This window comes from Aquimarina mycalae (assembly GCF_029906345.1).
Lineage (GTDB): Bacteria > Bacteroidota > Bacteroidia > Flavobacteriales > Flavobacteriaceae > Aquimarina.
Map to the genome: position 1 here is coordinate 265,732 of NZ_JARYGY010000008.1, position 23,134 is coordinate 288,865.

Sequence of the window (23,134 nt, forward strand, 5' to 3'; positions counted from 1 at the left end):
CAATCGTACTTTTATTCAGGTTTGATGTCAGCACTTTGTAAATGTCTAACTGATATGTCAATATATTTAGGATTTGAGAACATACTTTGCTTTCTGTCACTCCATTCACTTAATTTGTTTGAAATAATCTGTTTATCGAATGATTTTTCAGTAGAAACTATAAAGTCAATTGAAGATAATAATTCAAGTGCAAAATCTGAATAAAATCCGTTTAAGAAATCTGTCGTGTTTTTTGCAATCAGTGCCAATTCTGGCTTACTTTGAATATGGTTTTTCACTTCGTCAAAGCCATCAGAAACTATAGTTAGTGGTTCAAAAGGTTTTTTGTCCATATCGCTATATCCCATAATGTAACTGCCATTAAGAGCATTTAAAACATATCTTACTTTTCCAGAATAGGGGCCATAAAAGTTAGGCGTAAATTGTAGTTTGAAATATTTTTTAGCTCCAAATCTTTGCAGGAAATAACTAACTTTTTCACTTGAGAACTCAGAAACAAACTCTCCGTTTTTTACTAAATCATAAAGAACATAAAGCAATAAAGCTCTAGCATCTGTCAATTTTACTCTTTCTTTTTTTAGCTTTTCTACAATTTGCGATGTTGGCTCATACACATATATATTGATGTCAAGGCTATTTAATTTTTCTTCAATTATTTTTTTTACTTTTTCCCATTTTAAACCTCCATTTCCAGCTCCAAGAGGTGGAATAGCAATACTTTTTATTTGATTTAGCTCTATAACACTAATTAGATCATCTAACCCATCTTCAATATAAATATACTCAGACGGTTTTCTCCAGTTTTGTTTTGTAGGGAAGTTAATTATAACTTTTTCTCCAGAACTAATATTGCTATCAGTTGTTACAAACATTTTACCAACTACTACCTCTTTGTTTTTGCAAGCGATTGAATAGGACTTATAATTATTTGGATATGCTTTTTTAAATTGTAATGCAATTCCTTTGCCCATAACACCAACAGTGTTGACAGTATTTACTATAGCTTGAGCTTCACTATCTAATATGTTTCCAGTAACGTAGTTAATCATAATTCAAAATTTAATAATAAGCTCTAGGTATTACTTTAATTTTTGTTTCGTCAATTCCCATATTGACTAAACTTTCTTTAGCATCATCATTATAACAACAAAATCCAGCTATAAATTGAGCAGGTAAATCATCAGAAACTAATAATTCAGCTTGTTTTTTACGTTTTATGTTAAGATTTTCTTGACCACCCCAAAATGGAGCTTTTATAGAATCCCAATCTATAATATTTGGCAACTCATTTATTTTACTACTATCATAAAAAGAGGTCAAATTATCTGTGGCGTGTCCATCACTAAAATAATAAACTCCTCCAGATTGGATAATATTGTTGATAGGACAGGCTAAATATATGATTTTTTCTGCTGGTGTTGCTTTTTCAACAAAATTCCCTCCATTTTGAATCACATACAGCATTGGCATTTTAATACCAAAATAAAAAGGAATGAAATCACCTAAAGTAATAGCTGGCATATCAAAATCAAACATTTCACCATTATCAATACTAACTCTTTTAGAACTTCTGGTGTCTATTAAACTAATATCACCAATTGGAATGAAATTTGGATTCGAATTTGGTGAAGTTTTGTGTGTAATTCCATTTTGCATAATATTAGGAATATTATCGATATGCGTCATTCGATATATGTATATATTCTCTAATTTCATTAATGCTTTTTTCGTTCCTTTCGTTTAATTTTCAAATTTAGGATTTTATTTTTGATAGTGAACTACTAATTTATTTCCCACTCGTTTTTCAGTATGTTGCCTAACGCCAAATATATGAATCGGAGCAAGACAAGTAGGCCATAACCAATCGATCTATCTGCGCATTTTTATTTCTTATTCAATTTATAAAAATCTAGCGCCTTGGCAAAAAGAAAATGACCTTTCGATCTAGCACTAAACTTTGCTCTGATTTTATATATAATGTTAGCTACTTTTTATTTCTCCGTTTTCCAGTTAAAATTTAAAGCATTACACTTAGGACATTCAACATATTCCCCTTCAAGATAGTCAACATTACAGCGATTACACTTTCCGTACTTTTTATTAATATGCATAAAGGAGAACTTAGCATCAATACTTTCTATGTCATAGAGTGATTCTATTTTTTGAATTAACTCTCCAAGTTTATTATTGGCTTTTAATTCAGAAAGATTTTTTTTCTCTTCAGATGTGAAATTTGGAACTTCAAATTCTCTTTTCGAACATTTTTTACAAGACAGTTTCATAAAATTATAAACTTTCTTTTTGTTTGTTAAACCACTTTAGTTGAGATTCAATCCGCCCAAGTATTTTTTCGTCCGAGTCATTGTGAATATCTCTTAGTTGGTATTTAGGATTAATCAAGTTTTCTTCTTCTATGAATTCGTTGATTTTAAGATTGAAAATTGCCTGGCCAAACCTCTGTTCTGGATTTTCATTCAGATAAGTAGAAATATGGTCAATTATTTTCTTGTGTTCTTTTTTCATTATCTGAGAATTGTAGCTAACGGTCTCGGCTATGAGTAGTTGCGTTGTTTAGCTATTAACTTTGCAAGTACACACCAAAGTAGGCGAGAACAAGCAATTACTTATAGCCATTGTTAGCGGTTGTTTATTTCCGTCTTAACTTTTTCATATCTTTTTAATATAGGTCCAACGATTGTTTTTTTCTTCAGACTTTCGATTTGCTCATTCAATGCCTTGAGATGTGCCGTTTTTAAGGCTTCGTTCTTACTTGTAATTATGTTAGGTATTACACCAGTTCCTTCCCAGTCCAGTTCTGTAACAGGGTGGATACTACGGCTAACAGGAAGTTGTATTAGATAATTATTGTTTACTTCCATAAAATCAATTGCGTGAGCGGCTCCTGCACTAGTTTGCCCAATTATTATTGCCTTATCAAAATGTTTCATAGCATAAGCAAATTGTTCTGCTAGTGAGAAGGTACTCTCACTTACCAATATAAATACAGATTTATTTAAATAACGTTCTCCTCCAATTTCTTCAAAAGTAGAAGTAGATTCTCTCTCTTCCGAACGCCTTTCGTAGCTAGACATCCATAAGGTCGGCTTTTCATTAAAGAAATAACTCGCCAGATAACTATCGGTTGGACTATATCCGCCTTGATTTTCAGTCAAATCAATGATTAATGCATCAGTGTTAGCTACGAACCCCATAGTGGCATCAATCGTTGGTTTAACCCAGTCTAATGGTTGCCAAAAATTTAGTTTTATGTAGCCAATATTTCCTCCCAGTATCGCAACTTTTTCAAAGCCAAAATTCTCTTTTTTTGCATACCATAAGTTCCAATCAATTTTTTCTTCAGAATTCTTTTCTATTTTCTCTTCGGTTGTCGTTTCTTGTTGTCGTTTCAAACCTTCACGTCTAGATTTTACCAATTCAGGATTATATTGGATTTTGAAATGTTTATCCTTCGTGATTTCTACAAGGTCATTGGTTAAAGCATCAGCAAAACTCATATAGTCAATTATGCCATCATATTTTCCGCTCAAGTTTAGACTGTCCAGAGAGTTGTTGAAATGTTTAGTAGGCTTTGCAAACACATAATTTGTATGTATTAGTTCCTTAATGCTCTCAATCGTGGTGCTTTTTTCATTGTCAGATATGTTTTCTTGAGAAAAGGTTGTAAAAGGTGTTATTAGCAAAAGGATTAAGATTTGTTGAATTCGTTTCATATTTTTTTATCCGTAAATTATATTTTTCAAATAATCAGTTTTTTTATAATAAGCGCTAACTACTGAATAACAGCAATTGTTATTATTTCCGTTTGTAACTATTTGTAATCCTTTGTAAACGCTTAAATTCAAACATCATCTGCCGTTATTTGTTATGAACGCTTTCCAAAGAAACGTAAATTCCCCGAATAAAAAAACCACAACAATAACTGTTGTGGTTTTTTAGGGCCATAATACTATGGTTAATCTTTTACTTCTTCGGATCTAGTATTAATGAAACTCGTTCGGCAGCATCCTGTAAGTGATAACGTGTCATTCTATCAGCTGTTCTGCCAATGGCATTTCGGATCGCTCTTTGTAAATTTTTTAGCTCTGCTCTTACCACAGGTCTAATGTCACTTTGCGAAACATCTACATTGGTACGTCTTACAAAACGTCTAAAATTAGCAGGGATTGGTGTCTGCTCTTTGGTCATTAAAAACTCTAATCGTTCGATATAAGCTCGTTGCAGATTACGACGATATACATCTACGGTAGCACCGTTTCTTAGCTCACTCCAGATACCAGATCGCAGCTCGGTCATCATATCAATCAGTGTATAGGCATCAGTGTTATTCAAGGCTTCGTTTTCTATCAATCGAGCCATTCTTCCTTGATCCAGTAGGTTGTTTAACGTTCTGGTCTGAAAACCACGTACGCGTTCTACACTACCTGCAGATTCTATTTTGTTAAAAATAGTAGCATCTAGTAACCAATCTGGAGTAGCAAATAACTGTTCTTGTAAAAACTTCATGGCACGTTTTTGGTTTTCTTTAGTGACATGGGTATATACGGCTCCTTCTTGATCGTAGGTTTTATAATATTCGTATACACCTCCAATATTTGAGGCTACATGTCCCATATATCGATTGTATTGTCCAAGTACTTGTCCGTACATCGTTTGTAGATCATTATAGTTTTTACCATCTTCTGCGGTCCATTGTATCAGATTAGGTACAATTCTTTTTAAGTTAGCAATACCATACATACTTGCTTGTACTGCATCATCACCAAGATCTTCTGTTTGTGAGCTAGGATCGATGACACCAAATTGCTGTCTCCCAAAACGGTATTTAGGATCATCTGCGTGTTTTAGTATCCAGCTATCTAAGGTTTTCTTTTCTTCTTCTGCGGTTGTACCTGGAATTGGTCGATATCCCCATCGAATGGCATGTTTATCATAGATTCCGATTTCTGGCATCAATGCCACATCACCATCTCCTGGTTGTGCGATATAATTAAAACGTGCATAATCCATAATAGAAGGTGCCGTTCCGTATTTTTTTGTAAACGCAGGATCACGTAGAGATTCTACTGGGTATGCTACGCTACTTCCCATATTATGTGGTAACCCTAAGGTATGACCAACCTCATGAGCAGATACAAATCGGATCAGTCTACCCATTACTTCGTCTTTAAAAGCGACTCCTTGTGCATCTGGATTGATGGCTGCTGTTTGTACAAAAAACCAATTGCGTAATAAGGTCATTACATTATGATACCAGTTGATATCACTCTCTAGAATTTCTCCTGATCTGGGATCACTTACGTGCGGTCCATTGGCATTGGGTATCGGAGAAGCCAGATACCGTACTACAGAGTAACGTGCATCTTCTGGACTCCAATCTGGATCTTCTGCTACTGTTGGTGGATCTTTGGCAATAATAGCATTTTTAAAACCAGCTTCTTCAAAAGCTACTTGCCAGTCTTCGATCCCTTGTTTGATGTATTTTACCCATTTTTTTGGTGTAGCGCGGTCTATATAATATACAATCTGTTTTTTGGGTACTACTAATTCTCCTCGGTTAAACTTTTCGATATCTTCATCACGTACTTCTAATCTCCATCGATCCAAATATCTGATCGTTTTACTTTCTTGAGCTTCTAATCCATAATCTGTTTGTCCTCTGGCAAACCATCCTACGCGCTGATCAAACATTCTACGTTTCATCGGTGTTTCTGGAAGCAAAATCATAGAGTTACTCATTTCTAAAGAAATGGTTCCTGTACTGGCATTAGAAGGTGGTTCTCCTGCATTGTATGTTTTTACGTGCCTTGTTTCGATATTAATAGGATAACTACGTATAGAATCTATATATGAAAGGCTCTCATCTAATCGTGTAATTTTATATTGTTTCCTCCTAGCAGCAGGAAAACCAAGCGCTTTTACGTCTTTTTTAAACAAATTCGTAACATCAATCACTGTAGCGTTGTGTACAGAATCTTTATGAAAAGCTTTGATCGGGAATGCATGCAACACAGGTTCGAAGTTAGAATTCTCTACAGCTTCATGAATTGGTAATGAATCTGCGGCATATATTTGATGGGATACCACACGTAATAAAACCTTTTTGTTTTTCTTTTGCCATCGCAATACCTGAGTGTTTTGTTTTCCACCGCCAAATCCAATACCTGTAGCAGTTTTGGCAATACGAGTTACCATCAACATTTCTCTGTTAAATAGAGAGTCTGGTATTTCATAGAAGTATTTGTCTTCTATATTATGAACGGTAAAAAGCCCTGGATCACTTTTAGCTTTTTTAGTAATTACCTCACTATAAGGTTTGATCGCATTTTTGTCTTTGCCTGGTTTTTTGGCGGCAGCTGCGGCTGGTGTTTTTCCTTTTTTATTCTGAAATGCGGAACAGCTAGATAATGTTAACCCCAATATCAGTAATAGATATATCGTAATTTTATGCATGAGTAATTTTTTTTATCGGCCGAAGATAAAGAAATAACAAGGCGTTAAAAGTGAAAGGAACGTTAAATGCAATAAAGACTGGGGTTTACGGCAAATATTATTGTGTGTGTTTGTGAATTATTTATAATGTCTTCTTAAAGATTTATTAATTTTCTGTAACAATAAATTCACTTCTTCTGTTTTGTTGATGTTGTTCTTTGCTACAGCGAACACCGTTGCTACATTTATTTTGCAGCAAGGTCTCTCCATAACCTCTACTTTTTACCCGATCAGGATCGATTCCTTTGCTAATGATGTAATTGGCAGTGGCAGTAGCTCTTTTCGAAGATAATTTCAGATTGTAAGCATCACTTCCTTTACTATCTGTATGAGATCCTATTTCTATTTTTAGAGTAGGATATTCTTTCATATATGTAGCTATCTTATCTAATTCTGCAGCTGTTTTTCCTAAAATTAATGCCTTACTAGAAGCAAAATAAATTGGTTTTAGATTTAACAATTTAGCCAAATCTATTCCAGTATCCGGAGCATCATTTTCTAAAAAAAACTCCTTATGTACTTCTGTACTATCTCTGCTGGTTAAGATGGTAGTGGTAATTGGCGTATAGTTTTTCTTTTTTGCCTGGATCGTATAATTTTTATGATCACAATCTACTCTCAGTGTAAAAGCTCCTATCATATCAGTTACTCCTGTATAGACCACTTCATTATCTTGATTGTTAACTGTTATTTCTGTGTCAATCAAAAGTTCATTAGTTTTTTTGTCGAGTACAACACCGTTAATGGATCCAGCACAATCAGTGACCAAAGGTTTTAATTCTGTAATACTATAGAGATCATCATCTCCTCTGCCTCCTGATCGATTAGAAGCAAAGTATCCTTTCTTAGTATCATCATCGATTATAAAGGTAACATCATCAAAATTGCTGTTTACAGGTCTGCCAATATTATATATTTTTTTCTTTGGTGTTGCTGTATTGATAACGAAAATATCCAATCCTCCCAAACCAGGATGACCATCTGACGCAAAATATAACATTCCTGTTTTGCTAATAAACGGGAAGGTGTCTCTTCCTTCTGTATTGATTTCTGGCCCTAGATTTTGAGGTGTTCCAAAGCTTCCGTCATCATTGATATTAACAACATATAGATCTGATGCTCCGTATCCTCCAGGCATATCCGAGGCAAAATATAATTTTTTTCCATCGAAACTTAAGGTTGGATGTGCTACAGAATATTGGTCATTATTAAACGGAAGTTCTTCTGGTTGAGACCATTTTTGTTTTGCACCTTGCACAGCTTTGTATATTTTAAGGCGGTTAATTCCTGTGGAATCGTTTTTAGACTTTCCTTTATATATATTATTTCTGGTAAAATAGATTGTAGTTCCATCCATAGTAAATACAGATGTGGATTCATGAAGACGAGAACTTAGTTCTTTGGCAAATTCTTTGGTAAAAGAGAGCGCCAAAGAATCGTTGGATACTTCTTTAAATAATCCCAAATATGATTGCTCATTCCAGGGATTTCGTTTTGCAGTTCCTTTGCTTTTTCCTCTTGAGGAAGAAAAGATCAATTGGTCTTTATAGATGGAAGGAGCAAAATCTGTAAAAGCAGAGTTGTTTTCATAATTGATAATCTCATATCTTCCAGATTGTTTAACGATGTCTTCTAAGTAGTTTGGGTTTTCTGTTAATTTTTTTAATCTGGAATCTTTAACATCCAGATTATTGACATAAGCGATCAGTTCATTTGCCTGATCATATAACTCCATATGCTTATAACACTGTGCGGCTCTGTAATAATATTCGGGTTGTAGTTCTTCAACAACAGTGCTGTCTTCTATAAGTTCGATACGGTGTTCAATCATTCTTCCATACCATTTACCTGCATTTTCTAAATCTGAATTATAGTAATAGGCATCAGCTAATTTTTGATATACTTCAATAGAACCATTTCCTTTATTTATAATATCCCTATAGGAATCGATGGCATCGATATATGCCAGATTTTCATAGTTTTTATTTGCCTTTTTTAGTGATTTTTCTTGTGAAAATAAAAGAAACGGCAATATCAATATAATACCACTTATAAAATGAGATGTATACGTAACGATTTTCATAGTAACCTTTTATTTTAATTAGAAGAATCTAGGATATAATACACGTTCTTTTTTCTTAAAGATTTCATAGCGTAAGAAAAATTCATAGGATCCAGAATTAAATTCTGTATTGCCCAGTGCTGTCGTTTCCCAATCATATGCAAACCCTAGCATCATACTATCTGAAACCTGAAACCCAACCAGACCACTTAATGCAGCACTCCATCTATAGGCTAACCCTAAGGTAAGTTTGTCATAAAGTAAGAAATTGGCTGAGACATCAACTTGAAGCGGTGATCCAGAAACTACTTTACTCAAAACAGCAGGTTTTAGTTTTAGATATTCATTAATATCAAATACATATCCTAAAATCATATAGTAGTTAATTCTTTCGACAGCTAAAAAAGAAGAGGCTGTATTATCATTTGAAGATTCGTTAAAATGTTTTGTCTTGAGTAAGTTAGGAGCAGAAATTCCCGCATAGAATTTTGAGGTATAATAATAAGCACCTATTCCTACATTAGGAGAGAACTTATTATCAATATTAGTATCTAATAAAATATCAGAGGTTGCATATTGATTGAGTCTGTTAAAATCAACATCAAGTAAATGTCCTCCTGCTTTTACTCCAAAGGATAATTTGCCATCATCAGAAGTATTAATGGTGTATGAAAAATCAATATCAATATATGTTTCCTGAGTAGGGCCTATTTTGTCATTAACCAGCGATAATCCAAGTCCGACTTTTTCTGAAGCACCAATGGGTGAATGAATATTTAGTGTCTGAGTCACGGGTGCTCCATCAATACCTATCCATTGATTTCTATATAGTCCTGTAATACTTATTGCGTTTCTTGATCCTGCATATGCAGGGTTTACACTGATGGTGTTATACATATATTGTGTATACTGAGCATCTTGCTGCGCATAGATCCCCAACATAGAAACTGAAAATAAAATAATACTTAATAAATATGTTTTTTTCATAAGATTATTATTTCTGAAAAGAATAATAAAAATGTTTGTTGTTTATATTGTTGGTATTATCTATTGATGTATAGATAACCTGATCTAGTTTTGGATATTCCTGAATCATTCTTGTATGCCAATACATAGAAATAAGTACCTACTGGTAACTGGCGCTCTTGATTTACCGTTGCTCTACCATTAGATTCTCCTCTGAAATATTCTTGGTTTTGACCATATCCAATGGCTTCGTATACAAGTACACCCCATCGATTGAATATTTTTAATTCATTTTCTGGGAAATTCTCAATATTTCGAATGATAAACACATCGTTATCACCATCTCCGTTTGGTGTTACGGCATTGAATACTTCCAGATCATCTTCTGCTGTTGGATCCGAATTATTAGGTTCTAAATAATCAGGGATTCCATCACCATCAGAGTCAAAAGCATCATCGGGAACCATATCTCCATCAGGATCTGGGTTTTCGTCCTCTGTAGGTATCCCATCATTATCATCATCAATATCTTGGAAATCATCGATTCCATCTCCATCAGAATCTTGAGGGTCATAATTTACTTCTCCAGTATCTGGATCATCTTGCACCTGATCAGGAATACCGTCATCTCCATAAGGTCCGTCTATGGTTCCATCACCGTCACTATCGATACCATCATGACCCGCTTCGATATAATCATAGATTCCGTCACCATCAGCATCTAGATCTAAACTGTCAATAATACCATCACCATCGGTATCTAATAAAGGATCACCGTTTTGTTCTTCGATATCGGTAATACCATCATTGTCATCATCCAGATCGATAATGTTAGGAATTCCATCACCATCAGTATCTAAATAACTTATCGTAGGATCATCAGGGTCATCATCATTATCAGGATCATTATCGGTAGGATCATCAGGATCATCTGAGTCTTCTGTGATAGTTCTAGAGGAGTTAGGGATCGATGCATTCGCAAATGCTGTATTCGAAACTAAACCATTTATCATGTCATTTTCTGTAATCACATGCGTAGCAGTTACTATAAATGTTTCTCCTGGAGCAAGTGTGGCTATGGATGAAGGATTGTTTAAAACTGCATTAGGATCCACCACATTTACATTTAGTAATGTTACGTTTCCAGTGTTAGTAACTGTGATTGTATAATTCAGCACATCTCCAACTTCAGTATAAGTGATAGTATCTACTGTTTTAAGTACTGAAAGAGTTCCTAATTGTGGAGTAGAGGTAATGGTTGGGTCATCTGGTTCGCCATCTCCATTACTGTCATTGTCAGTAGGGTTATTAGGATCATCAGAATCATCAGTTACTATACCGCCATTGGTGCCTTCTGCGGTTACTGAAGCTATATTGGTTACAGAACCTGTGTCTAGATCTTGTTGTGTAATTGTATGTGCAGCTGAAATTGCAATAGTTTCTCCAGGCAGTAACGTAGCGATATTAGCAGGTATAATACTACCTGTATCTGCATTTGAATCTGAAATAGCGATATTACTTAAGGTTACATTTCCTGTATTGGTTACTTGTAATGAATAGGTAATAATCTCTCCAACAGTATCCCATAATCCATCTGGTGCATTGTCTGCAGCCTTGGTTAATTGAATAGATGGATTTTGAATCAGGTCTGTATTTGTAATATCATCTGGATCACCATCACCATTGCTATCTGCATCTGTAGGATTATTAGGGTCATCCGAAATATCACTTACTATATTTCCAAAAGGATCATCGGCTTCTACATTGGCGGTATTCATAACGATTCCTGCATCTAAATCCAGTTGGGTTATTGTATGAGCTGCAGTTGCCAAAATAGTTTCACCTGGAAGTAAAATTGTAATACTTGATGGATTGATACTTCCTGTATCAGCATTCGCATCGGTAATAACTATATTTGTTAAGGTTGTAGTTCCTGTATTGGTAATTGTTAGCGAATAATTAATTTGTTCACCAACAGTATCATAAAACCCATCAGTAGCACTTAATGATTCTTTTAAGATACTGATACCACTTTGAACAGTAAATGTTGTTACAGTATTATCATCAGGGTTTCCATCATTATTATCATCAACATCTGTAGGGTCATTTGGATCATCCGAGTTATCAGATACTGTGATTCCGTTAGGATCCTGTCCAGAAACAACTGCTGCATTGGTAACGTTTCCTGAATCAATATCAAATTGAGTTATTATATAGGTTGCTGTAAAAGAAGTAGTGTCGTTCTGATCAGGTATCAAATCTATGGGTCCTCCATTAACAGTAACTAATGGATCCGTAATTATGATATCTGTAATGGTTGTGTTTCCTGAATTTATAACTTCAAAAGTATATGTAATTGTTTCTCCGATTTGAGCAAAACCATCGCCATTCGTATCATTGAATGTTCCTGTTTTTAATAACGTCAATTCAGGGCTTCCAATAAGGTCTGTGACTGTTGGGTCATCTGGATCGCCATCCCCATTTAGATCTTCATTATTTGGATTGTCTGGATCGTCAGAGAAATCACTTACGTCTGTAATAATACCACCATCATCATCTTCTCCAGTTACTAATGCACTGTTGGAAATATTACCAGAATCAATATCCGATTGTAAAATAACATACGTGGCTGTAAAACTTGTATTGTCTGTTTGTGCTGGGTTTAAGTTTATTGGACCACCTGTTACAGATACTATTGGATCAGAAATTGTAATGTTGGTAATGGTAACATTTCCAGTATTTCTAACATCAAAAATATAGGAAATAGTTTCACCGTTTTGGGGAATCCCATCACCGTTTTCGTCATTGAAATTAGCCGTTTTAAACAGTGTAAGCTGTGGGGCTCTAGCTAATGTTGTGATGGTTGCATCATTATTAACGATAGTAGTAGGATCATCAGAATTATCTGTTACTACTCCTGTAGATGGATCAATACCAGATGTTGTTGCTGTATTGATAACTTCACCAGTATTCACATCAGATTGCAATAATACATAAGTAGCTGTAAATGTAGTAGTGTCGGTTTGACCTGGAATCAATGTAATTGGTTCTCCTGTTACTGGAATTAATGGATCTGAAACATTGATATTAGTAATCGTTACATTTCCTGTATTTGTTACATCAAAGTTATATTGAATCGTTTCTCCCGCTTGTGCTAGTCCATCATTATTAGAATCTATAAAAACACCTGTTTTAAAGAGCGTAAGTTCTGGGTTACTAATTAATGTTGTTATCGTTACATCATCTGGTTCGCCATCACTATTAGTATCATTGTTTGTAGTATCATTAGGATCATCAGATGTATCTGAAATTGAATTTCCATTAGTGTCTTCTGCAGTAACAGTGGCAGAATTTGTAATACTTCCAGCATCAATATTTGCTTGAGTAATCGTATAAGAAGCAAAGAAAGTGTTCGTATTCGAAACTCCTGGAGCCAAACTAATTGGTCCGCCACTTACAGTAACTAAGGGATCAGAAACTGTAATATTCGAAAGTGTTACATTTCCTGTATTTATTACATTAAAATTATATGTAATTGTTTCTCCTTGTTGAGGTATTCCATCTCCATTCTCATCATTGAAATTGGCTGTTTTTTCTAAAGAAATAGATGGGTTTTGTGTAATATTAGTTTCTGTAATATCATCTGGATCTCCATCTCCATCAATATCATTATTGGTAGTGTCGTTAGGATCATCCGAGATATCATCAATTGTATTTCCAGAAGGATCTATGCCTTCAACAGAAGCAGAGTTATTAACCACACCTGCATCAATTTCATTTTGCGTAATCGTGTGAGTCGCATTTGCAACAATTGTTTGCCCTGGAGATATGCTAGCAATCACGGCTGGAGTAATACTTCCAATATCTGCATTAACATCCGAAATCATAACATTAGTCAATGTTACGTTTCCTGTATTGGTTATGGATAACTCATATGTGATTTGTTCTCCAACACTGTCATAGCTTCCATCTGCTGCAGCTAAAGCTGTTTTGGTAAAACCAAGATTTCCTAAAAAAGGTAGCATAGTATTGGTTACATCATCAGGTTCACCATCACCATTAGTATCATTGTTAGTTGGATTGTTAGGGTCATCAGACGTATCCGAAATCAAAATTCCGTTAGGATCTTGTCCATTGGTAATTGCACTATTTTGAACTAATCCTGCATCGATATCACCTTGATTAATATTGTATGATGCGGTAAATGTAGTTGTATCATTCTGTCCTGGATCAAGGTTGATTGGACCTCCTATAACTGTTGTTAAAGGATCGGTTATTGTAATATTTGTTACTGTAACATTGCCAATATTAGAAATTTCAAAAGTATAGCGTATGGTTTCACCCACTTGTGCCAGTCCATCTCCATTTTCATCTTCGAATACACCAATTTTTGATAGGCTTAACTGAGGGTTTGATGCCAATGGAGTAACGGTAATGTCATCAGGGTTGCCATCTCCATTGATATCATTATTGTCTGGGTTATTAGGATCGTCACTAATATCTGTAATAGGATTTCCATCTGGATCTTGCCCAGTAACTGTTGCAGAATTCGTAATACTACCATTATTTAAATCTGAAAGTGTAATTGTATATATAGCAGAAAAAGTGGTTGTATCAGATTCGTTAGGTTCAAGATTTATTGGACCGCCCAAAACGGTAGTTAATGGATCTGTAATTACAATATTTGAGATAGTTACATTTCCTGTATTCCTCACATCAAATATGTAATTAATAGTTTCTCCAATTTGTGGAAATCCATCTCCATTTTCATCATTAAATACAGCTGTTTTTAATAGTGTAAGTTGTGGGGCTCTAGATAATGAAGTAACTGTATTGTCATTATCATCTGTAGTAGTAGGATCGTCAGAAACATCTTCTATAGGATTTCCATTAGGATCAGTTCCAGAGACAATAGCAGAATTGGTTACACTTCCAGTGTTTATATCGGCTTGAGTTAAAATATATGTTGCAGTATATGTAGTATTATCATTTTGTCCTGGAGATAGATTGATAGGTCCTCCATTTATGGTTACCAAAGGATCTACAATGTTAATACCAAATACCGTTACATTTCCTGTATTGGATATATCAAAACTATATTGAATGGTTTCTCCAACTTGTGCTAATCCATCACTATTACCATCGATAAAAACTCCAGTTTTATAGATTGTTAATTCGGGATTAGATGGTAAAGTTGTTATGGTAACATCATCAGGGTTTCCATCTCCATTAATGTCGTTGTTATCGGGATTGTTTGGGTCATCAGAGATATCACTAATAGTATTTCCATCTGGCGCTACTGCAGAAACTACAGCTGAATTCGTAATACTCCCAGAATCAATGTCTCCTTGCGTTATAACGTAATTTCCAAAGAAAGTTGTTGTATCAGATGCTCCTGGAATTAAATTAATTGGGCCTCCATTAATTGTAATCACTGGATCCAAAATGCTAATATTAGTAAGCGTTACATTTCCAGTATTGAATACAGAAAAATTGTAAGTCAATGTTTCGCCTTCTTGCGGGAACCCATCTCCGTTTTCATCATTGAAAATGGCCGTTTTTTCTAAAGAAATAAAAGGTTTTTGGTCAATAGGTGTAATTGTATTATCATTAGGAGTTGCCGTAGTTGGATCATCAGAAATGTCTGAAACTATGGTCCCACAAGGATCTATACCTTCTGCCGCTGCACTATTAATTACTTGTCCCGAATCCAGATCACTTTGAGTAATTGTATGTGATGCTGAAACTGTTACAGAACTCATTGCTGGTATTGTAGTTATTACAGCTGGAGAAATACTTCCTGCATCCGCATTGACGTCTGTAACATTGATGTTATTTATTTCAACATCGTTTACGTTCTGTACAATTATTTCGTACTGAATAATCTCTCCAACAGCATCATAACTTCCATCGGTTGCTGGTAGAAAAGATTTGGTTAATATGATTTCAGCTTCTGGGCTAACGGTAACTGTATAAGTGTAAGGGTTTCCAACGCACCCATCTGGACTAGTTGGAGTAATCGTATATATTATCGTTTGAATATTTCCAGAAGTGTTAATTAAGGTGTCTGTAATTGTTGAAGCAGTACTTGGAGTAGTTGTTTCACCACTTACATTTGGGTTGTCTGCTGCAACCCATGAGAAAGTGGATCCTAGAATATCTACGTCTAAGCCTAAACTGTGGTTTAACGAGATATTACTACAACTAGTGCTAACTGGAGGTGTATTGTTGAAAGGTTCTGGTAATACTGTAACAGTGAACGTAAATGTGTTTCCATTACATCCATTATTATTGAATGGTGTAATAGTATATATTATATCTTGATTAGTCCCTGAGGTATTTTGTATAGTATCAGGAATAGTATTTCCGTTACCATCGGTAGCACCAGTAACATTTGGGTTTGGTGTAATTACCCAATCAAATGTCACTCCAGAAAGGGGTGTTAAGTTTGATAAATTAAATGCAAGAGAGTTATTGCTACAAACAGAAGTTGAAGTATCTGAAATTTCTAGTGTAGCTGTAACATCGATGGTATATATGAAATTGTATATACTGCTGTTTCCTGCACAATCTGTATAGGTAAAGGTATATGTTTTGATACCATCACAAGTAGGATCGGCACTTTCTGTAATTACTGGAGTAATATCATTTCCACATACATCGGTTACTGTTGGTGCTGTAGGTTGTGTGGCATCAGTTATGTCATTTACCGTTGCCGAACCATCAACGGGTACTACAGGTAAAGTTGTTACATCAATCGTATAGGTAAATGTATATACAGAAGCGTTTCCAGCGCAATCGGTATAGGTATAGGTATATATTTTATCGCCTTCACAAGTAGGATCTGTATTTTCTGTAATTACTGGAGTGATATCATTTCCACATACATCCGTTACTGTTGGTGCTGTTGGCTGTGTAGCATCAGCAATACATTCTACTGTTGCGGTACCATTAACAGGTACTACAGGTAAAGTTGTTACATCAATTGTGTAGGTAAATGTATATACAGAAGCATTTCCTGCACAATCAGTATAGGTGTAGGTATATATTTTATCGCCTTCACAGGTTGGATCTGTATTTTCTGTAATTACTGGAGTGATATCATTTCCACATACATCCGTTACTGTTGGTGCTGTTGGTTGTGTAGCATCAGCAATACATTCTACTGTTGCAGTACCATTAGCAGGAACTACAGGTAAAGTTGTTACATCAATCGTATAGGTAAATGTATATACAGAAGCATTTCCTGCACAATCAGTATAGGTGTAGGTATATATTTTATCACCTTCACAGGTTGGATCTGTATTTTCTGTAATTACTGGAGTGATATCATTTCCACATACATCCGTTACTGTTGGCGCTGTTGGCTGTGTAGCATCAGCAATACATTCTACTGTTGCGGTACCATTAACAGGTACTACAGGTAAAGTTGTTACATCAATTGTGTAGGTAAATGTATATATGGAAGCATTTCCTGCACAATCGGTATAGGTGTAGGTATATATTTTATCGCCTTCACAGGTTGGATCTGTATTTTCTGTAATTACTGGAGTGATATCATTTCCACATACATCCGTTACTGTTGGTGCTGTTGGTTGTGTAGCATCAGCAATACATTCTACTGTTGCAGTACCATTAGCAGGAACTACAGGTAAAGTTGTTACATCAATCGTATAGGTAAATGTATATACAGAAGCGTTTCCAGCGCAATCGGTATAGGTATAGGTATATATTTTATCGCCTTCACAAGTAGGATCTGTATTTTCTGTAATTACTGGAGTGATATCATTTCCACATACATCCGTTACCGTTGGTGCTGTTGGTTGTGTAGCATCAGCAATACATTCTACTGTTGCAGTACCATTAGCAGGAACTACAGGTAAAGTTGTTACATCAATCGTATAGGTAAATGTATATACAGAAGCGTTTCCAGCGCAATCGGTATAGGTATAGGTATATATTTTATCGCCTTCACAAGTAGGATCTGTATTTTCTGTAATTACTGGAGTGATATCATTTCCACATACATCCGTTACCGTTGGTGCTGTTGGTTGTGTCGCATCAGCAATACATTCTACTGTTGCGGTACCATTAACAGGTACTACAGGTAAAGTTGTTACATCAATTGTGTAGGTAAATGTATATACAGAAGCATTTCCTGCACAATCAGTATAGGTGTAGGTATATATTTTATCACCTTCACAGGTTGGATCTGTATTTTCTGTAATTACTGGAGTGATATCATTTCCACATACATCCGTTACTGTTGGTGCTGTTGGCTGTGTAGCATCAGCAATACATTCTACTGTTGCGGTACCATTAACAGGTACTACAGGTAAAGTAGTTACATCAATTGTGTAGGTAAATGTATATATGGAAGCATTTCCTGCACAATCAGTATAGGTGTAGGTATATATTTTATCACCTTCACAGGTTGGATCTGTATTTTCTGTAATTACTGGAGTGATATCATTTCCACATACATCCGTTACCGTTGGTGCTGTTGGTTGTGTCGCATCAGCAATACATTCTACTGTTACGGTACCATTGGCAGGAACTACAGGTAAAGTTGTTACATCAATCGTATATGTAAATATATATATGGAAGCATTTCCTGCACAATCGGTATAGGTGTAGGTATATATTTTATCACCTTCACAGGTTGGATCTGTATTTTCTGTAATTACTGGAGTGATATCATTTCCACATACATCCGTTACTGTTGGCGCTGTTGGCTGTGTCGCATCAGCAATACATTCTACTGTTGCGGTACTATTGGCAGGTACTACAGGTAAAGTAGTTACATCAATTGTATAGGTAAATGTATATACAGAAGCATTTCCTGCACAATCGGTATAGGTGTAGGTATATATTTTATCGCCTTCACAAGTAGGATCTGTATTTTCTGTAATTACTGGAGTGATATCATTTCCACATACATCGGTTACTGTTGGTGCTGTTGGCAGTGTCGCATCAGCAATACATTCTACTGTTGCGGTACCATTAACAGGTACTACAGGTAAAGTAGTTACATCAATTGTATATGTAAATGTATATATGGAAGCATTTCCTGCACAATCGGTATAGGTGTAGGTATATATTTTATCACCTTCACAAGTAGGATCTGTATTTTCTGTAATTACTGGAGTGATATCATTTCCACATACATCCGTTACTGTTGGCGCTGTTGGCTGTGTCGCATCAGCAATACATTCTACTGTTGCGGTACCATTGGCAGGTACTACAGGTAAAGTAGTTACATCAATTGTATATGTAAATGTATATACAGAAGCATTTCCTGCACAATCGGTATAGGTGTAGGTATATATTTTATCACCTTCACAAGTAGGATCTGTATTTTCTGTAATTACTGGAGTAATAGGAGTACCACTACTATCAGTGACTACTGGCGCTGTTGGTTGTGTCGCATCTGCAATACATTCTACAGTAGTTGAATCATTTGGAGGTAATACCAAAGGAGGTTCTATGGTTACAGTAATTGTATAGACTGTTCCTAAACATCCATTAGCATCTGCAGTAGGAGTAATGGTATACACTACATCCTGAGGAGTAGTTGAAGTATTGATAAGAGTGTCTTGTATTCTGTCATCTGTTGAGGTAGCGGTGGTTTCTCCAGTTACATTAATATTATCGGATGCTTGCCAAGAAAAAGTAACACCATCAGTATAATTGGTAACATGTGTAATTAAATTTTGATTAAGTGTATCTCCTGTACAAATGTCTACAGTGCGAGTAGTATTGTTTACTCTAGGAGTTCGCTGTATTGTTACAGTATAAGTATAAGTATCCAGCACTATTCCTCCTGAATCAAATCCTGTTATGGTATAAATTACTTCTTGATCTGTAATACTTGTGTTTATTAAAGTATCTGTAATATTAGAATCGGTCGAAGTAGCAGAGGTTTCTCCTGAAACAAAAGGGTTATTTGTAGCGGACCAACTAAATGAAACTATAGTTGGATCAACATCTGCTGTTAGATCATGTGCTAAAGTTGTTCCGCCGCATATGGTTTCTATTGGATTTACAGTTACTGTTTCGGTAGCTATAAGGTCTGCTGGATCAGCAATGCTTCCTGTTCTTGGAGTAGCAGTCGCCGTTACCGTATTGGTAATGTCGGATTGATTTATGATGTCTGTAGCAGTGACCGTATAAGTTGCTGTCCAAATAGCGTTCGTTCCTGGATCCAATTGATCTACATCATTATCTGCTCCATCATCTGTTCCTGTTGTACTTTGTAAGGTAATTGTGCCAAGAGTGCCACTACCTGAATGGACATCAGCAAGACTAACTTCATCAAATGTTACATTTCCTGTATTACTAACAGTATATGTGTACGTTATCGTTTGACCTTCTGCGACATTGCTGTCATCATCTGCTATTTTGGTTACTGTTATCGAAGGATTAGATATGAGAGTAACAATTGTAGGGTCATTAGTTGTTGTGGTTGGGTCGTCAGGATCATCCGATAGATCGGTTACACTTCCTAAACCAGGATCTTGGGCTCCAACTGTTGCGGTATTGACAACCTGAGCAGCATCTAGATCATCTTGTGTAATTGTATGTGTTGCTTCAAAAGTTGCGGTATCCATAGGAGCCATACTATCCACTATATTATCAGTTCCTGTATCCGTTCCAGTAGTGCTTATTAATGTAAGTGTATCCGCGTTAGGATCTACAACATTTATATCTGTCAATGTTACATTTCCTACACTAGTGGCTATTATTGTGTAGGTAATTGTTTGCCCTATAGTATTGTATGGGCCATTTGTAGGCGCATCATCAACTTTGGTAACCTCTAATTGACCAAATTGCGGAATTGTGACAACTGTAGCGTCGTTCGGAGCTAAAGTGGTTGGATCATCTGATGTATCAGAGACTACTAATCCTTCTACAGGTTCTGTACCATTTGCAGTCGCTGTATTTGTCGCATTTCCATTATCAAAATCTAGTTGAACAATGGTATGGGTTGCAGTAAATACAGCCGAAGCTCCTGCAGGTAAATTTGCGACAGATGCAGGGCTTAAACTTCCAACATCAATATTGGAATCTGTAATGGTAACATTATCCAAACTTACATTTCCTGTATTGATCACTGTAAATTCATAAGTGATAACTTCTCCAAGTGTATCATATAGACCATCAGGAGATGGTTGTGCAATTTTTTCAAGCACTAATGCACCTAATTGCTCGATTGGGGAGATAGTTGGATCTTCTAACGCAATAGTATCTGGATCATCCGAAGTATCAGAAATTACAAATCCATTAGCTAAAGTACCTTCTGCAGTAGCTGTATTTACTACTTGATCAGCTTCTATATCTGCTTGAGTGATTGTATGCGTTGCAGTAAAATTAGCAACAGCTCCTATGCCTAAGTTAGAAACAGATGCAGGAGATAAACTTCCAGCATCTATATTAGGATCTGAAATAGTAACACTAGGAATCACTTGATTACCAGTATTGGTAACTACAAAATCATACGTGATAATTTCTCCAACAGTATCATAACTCCCATCAGGAGCTGGCTGATCACTTTTAGTAATTTCTAATTCGTTATTAATGATTGTAACATCTTCTGTAGGATCGTCTGGTAACGCATTTGCTTCTACTTCGGTTTGCGTATTACTAATAGTATTCGTAATGGTTAATCCCGCAGAACCTTCATTAACTGTTGCCTCTAGTGTTAGTGTATGTATTTCTCCACTAAACATAGAACCAATCGTCCAATCAGGAGCTGTCCAGGTTCCAAAACTTGGAGTTCCTGTCCCGAAAGTTAATGCTGAAGGTAGCGCATCATTAATTACAAGATTAGTTACAGGGTTAATACCTAAATGTTCTACAGTAATGGTAAACGTAACTGTATCTCCTTCTATTACTGGGCTAGCATCTACTGTTTTTGTTAATACGATTTCCGGATCACAATTATATACGGATAATATTGCAGAATCATAGGTACAAGTTCCTTTGGTAACTCTTACAAAAAATCTCCTGGCTCGGTAGGCGTAAATACATTGGTAATTGCTCCTGCAATTTGTACTCCATTTTGAAACCATTGATAAGCATCAAAACTTGATGAAATTTCGAAAACATCAGCACCAGGAAGACAACCGCCACCAGTTACATCAAGTTCTACTACAGGAACCGTATCAAATCCAGAAAAATATCCCGCAATCCCTGCAGCACCACTTACTCCTAGAAAACCTACTGCAATAGGACCTGTGGATTGTACAGAAACATTGCCTGTTAGGCCAGGAATGTAAAAAGTTTTCCAATCTCCAGTACCAATTACTGCTTGCTCATTGGCCAATGCTATCGTTCCTGTATCGTCTGTAACTATAATATTTGTATTCGGAGTTGTAGTAGAAGCTACTATTGTGATACCTCCATTAAAATTGGCACCATCGACATCCCTGATATTTGAGATGTTACTTAATCTATCAGGAAGTAAACAGTTTACTGGAGCAATAAAATTTAAACCGCCAGTAAATGCTGAACCTGAACCAGCTAAATGTTGATAAGCATACACTTCTTTAGAAGTGGTTACATACATATTTCCGCTAACTGCTGCTGGAGTATAATTGCTTCCATCGATCACATAATATTCTCCAGTATTGATTGTTGTCTCCAGAACGCCTCCTACAAAAATATCCGTACCATTTTGTGTTCCAATAATAATTGGGGTTTCGATATCGTTCTGACCATTACCACGAATAAATATATATTCTCTTCCTAATACATTCTCAGGCACAGGTTGATCAATTAGGGCATCTCTGTTATTTGATCCAATTCGGGGAGCTCCATTTAGATTTCCATTAGAAATGGCGATTTTTTTATCAGATTGGATAGTGGCTCCCAACCAACAGTCAATGTTAGCAATGGTGGCGTTTCGCCATGCTTCTAGAACATATGTTTGCCCTTGTGTTAAGGTAATGGTTAATGTATCATCCGTAATCCCGTCATTATCACCTTGCAATCTAAATTCGCAATCCGTACCATATCCATAAATGTTTATAGTCGTAGTTCCAGGATCCGTAGCCATAATACCTAAGGTTGCATTTAGACTATTTTGTCCATTACCATAATTGGGTCTACCTCCCCATTTGAATAATGTTCCAATGGCTTGTCTACCTTTAGATGTTAATGAGGTTGCCTGGGAACTGGATCTACCGCGATAATTAACATAAAATTCTTCACCATTTTCTGACTGAAAACGTAACCCACTGTTGTTTAAAACTATTCCTGTATTAGTATTTGTAACAAGCGTAATGTTATTGTCACCATCCGCTATATTATATTGTCCTGGAGTCGTGTTTGATATATTTATGGTGGCAATAGCCGTTATATTTGTTCCTTGAAATACATTGACATTAAAAGCCATTGTTTCAGGTGTAGATAGATAAAAAGCTTGTTGTCGTATTGCTTGATTATTTCCACCTTGTTTAAGTGGCGGTAAGTAATGTACATTACTAAGTTGTGCCTGTACACTGATAAAGCTGACAATTAGAAAAAAGAGTGATAGGTAGTATTTTTTCATGAGATGGGTAATTATGACAATAGATCTCTAAAATTAGAAAGAGA

The 23,134-nt window shown here is 35.7% G+C and carries 10 protein-coding genes; all 10 read right to left on the reverse strand.

All coding sequences use genetic code 11. The annotated features are described in order from the left end of the window. Positions 1 to 11: 11 nt before the first annotated feature. On the reverse strand, positions 12 to 1,049 hold the full coding sequence (darG, locus tag QBK95_RS19520) for a type II toxin-antitoxin system antitoxin DNA ADP-ribosyl glycohydrolase DarG (protein ID WP_280936234.1): 1,038 nt from the start codon (positions 1,047 to 1,049) through the stop codon (positions 12 to 14). Positions 1,050 to 1,059: 10 nt separating this feature from the next. Then, positions 1,060 to 1,716, reverse strand: coding sequence for a type II toxin-antitoxin system toxin DNA ADP-ribosyl transferase DarT (gene darT / locus QBK95_RS19525; protein WP_280936235.1), 657 nt, complete (start codon positions 1,714 to 1,716; stop codon positions 1,060 to 1,062). A gap of 275 nt (positions 1,717 to 1,991) precedes the next feature. Further along, the gene (locus QBK95_RS19530) at positions 1,992 to 2,282 is read right to left on the reverse strand and encodes a hypothetical protein (protein ID WP_280936236.1); all 291 of its coding nucleotides are present in this window, start codon (positions 2,280 to 2,282) and stop codon (positions 1,992 to 1,994) included. 4 nt (positions 2,283 to 2,286) lie between these two features. Further along, on the reverse strand, positions 2,287 to 2,523 hold the full coding sequence (locus QBK95_RS19535) for a hypothetical protein (RefSeq protein ID WP_280936237.1): 237 nt from the start codon (positions 2,521 to 2,523) through the stop codon (positions 2,287 to 2,289). A 113-nt stretch (positions 2,524 to 2,636) separates the two neighbouring features. Then, on the reverse strand, positions 2,637 to 3,731 hold the full coding sequence (locus QBK95_RS19540) for a S41 family peptidase (RefSeq protein ID WP_280936238.1): 1,095 nt from the start codon (positions 3,729 to 3,731) through the stop codon (positions 2,637 to 2,639). A gap of 250 nt (positions 3,732 to 3,981) precedes the next feature. Continuing rightward, positions 3,982 to 6,471, reverse strand: a complete 2,490-nt coding sequence (locus QBK95_RS19545) for a zinc-dependent metalloprotease (RefSeq protein ID WP_280936239.1) — start codon at positions 6,469 to 6,471, stop codon at positions 3,982 to 3,984. A 145-nt stretch (positions 6,472 to 6,616) separates the two neighbouring features. Continuing rightward, complete coding sequence (locus QBK95_RS19550; RefSeq protein ID WP_280936240.1) at positions 6,617 to 8,593, reverse strand: OmpA family protein; 1,977 nt, start codon at positions 8,591 to 8,593, stop codon at positions 6,617 to 6,619. Positions 8,594 to 8,611: 18 nt separating this feature from the next. Continuing rightward, positions 8,612 to 9,559, reverse strand: a complete 948-nt coding sequence (locus QBK95_RS19555; protein ID WP_280936241.1) for a PorP/SprF family type IX secretion system membrane protein — start codon at positions 9,557 to 9,559, stop codon at positions 8,612 to 8,614. Positions 9,560 to 9,615: 56 nt separating this feature from the next. Beyond that, positions 9,616 to 21,609, reverse strand: a complete 11,994-nt coding sequence (locus tag QBK95_RS19560; RefSeq protein ID WP_280936242.1) for a CLIPPER-2 domain-containing protein — start codon at positions 21,607 to 21,609, stop codon at positions 9,616 to 9,618. After that, complete coding sequence (locus QBK95_RS19565; RefSeq protein WP_280936243.1) at positions 21,531 to 23,090, reverse strand: IgGFc-binding protein; 1,560 nt, start codon at positions 23,088 to 23,090, stop codon at positions 21,531 to 21,533. Before QBK95_RS19565 ends, QBK95_RS19560 begins: the two co-directional genes overlap by 79 nt. Positions 23,091 to 23,134: the final 44 nt, after the last annotated feature.

Coding starts and splice junctions, on each gene's coding strand:
- darG (WP_280936234.1), bottom strand. CDS start 1,049: ATGATTAACTACGTTACTGGAAACATATTAGATAGTGAAGCTCAAGCT.
- darT (WP_280936235.1), bottom strand. CDS start 1,716: ATGAAATTAGAGAATATATACATATATCGAATGACGCATATCGATAAT.
- QBK95_RS19530 (WP_280936236.1), bottom strand. CDS start 2,282: ATGAAACTGTCTTGTAAAAAATGTTCGAAAAGAGAATTTGAAGTTCCA.
- QBK95_RS19535 (WP_280936237.1), bottom strand. CDS start 2,523: ATGAAAAAAGAACACAAGAAAATAATTGACCATATTTCTACTTATCTG.
- QBK95_RS19540 (WP_280936238.1), bottom strand. CDS start 3,731: ATGAAACGAATTCAACAAATCTTAATCCTTTTGCTAATAACACCTTTT.
- QBK95_RS19545 (WP_280936239.1), bottom strand. CDS start 6,471: ATGCATAAAATTACGATATATCTATTACTGATATTGGGGTTAACATTA.
- QBK95_RS19550 (WP_280936240.1), bottom strand. CDS start 8,593: ATGAAAATCGTTACGTATACATCTCATTTTATAAGTGGTATTATATTG.
- QBK95_RS19555 (WP_280936241.1), bottom strand. CDS start 9,559: ATGAAAAAAACATATTTATTAAGTATTATTTTATTTTCAGTTTCTATG.
- QBK95_RS19560 (WP_280936242.1), bottom strand. CDS start 21,609: ATGGTTTCAAAATGGAGTACAAATTGCAGGAGCAATTACCAATGTATT.
- QBK95_RS19565 (WP_280936243.1), bottom strand. CDS start 23,090: ATGAAAAAATACTACCTATCACTCTTTTTTCTAATTGTCAGCTTTATC.